Origin of the sequence: Bartonella sp. AP19HLJMH (genome assembly GCF_042196245.1) — a bacterium.
Taxonomy (GTDB): domain Bacteria; phylum Pseudomonadota; class Alphaproteobacteria; order Rhizobiales; family Rhizobiaceae; genus Bartonella.
Genome location: NZ_JBHIPX010000099.1, coordinates 1 through 592 on the forward strand (window position 1 = coordinate 1; position 592 = coordinate 592).

At 41.0% G+C, this 592-nt stretch carries 1 protein-coding gene; it reads left to right on the plus strand.

The window, feature by feature from the left end; translation table 11 throughout:
* A partial coding sequence (locus tag ACFINR_RS09580) for an autotransporter domain-containing protein (RefSeq protein ID WP_375654252.1) occupies nucleotides 1-592 on the plus strand: 592 nt, incomplete at both ends.

A 592-nucleotide genomic window follows, 5' to 3' on the forward strand; every position in this document is an offset into this window, starting at 1 on the left:
CATCTGTCTTAGGAAAAGAAGAGGAAAAACAAACCGGTTTCTTCCTCTATACTTACGGAAACACAGGAACCTTATCTTCTGAACGTGGACCTCTCAAATATGGTTATGGTGCTGATATCCGCTATGCTGCTCTACAAGCCGGTGTTGCATTCGCGGCATTAGAAGGACAAAATACCACAACACATTTCGGTCTTGTAGGCACCTATGGGCGGCTGTCTTTCACTCCAAAAGATATGAATGATGTAAGTAAGAGCACATTGGATAAATGGTCACTAACAGCTTATGGCAGCGTGCAGCATGACAATGGTTTCTATATGGATACACTCTTGTCCTATGGGATAATAAAGGGAGATATCGGCAATGCTATCATTGGCAAAACCGCAAAATTGAAAAACGCCAAAATGTTGAGTATCTCCACCACTGTTGGCAAAGAGTTTGCAGCTGGAATGGAAGGTTTAACATTTGAGCCACAAGCACAAATTGCCTATCAACATTTGATGTTTAATACCATTGAAGATGCTGATAATTTTACCGTTGATATGAAAAATCCTTCTCAATGGTTGATCCGTGTTGGTGGACGTTTGACAAAAAC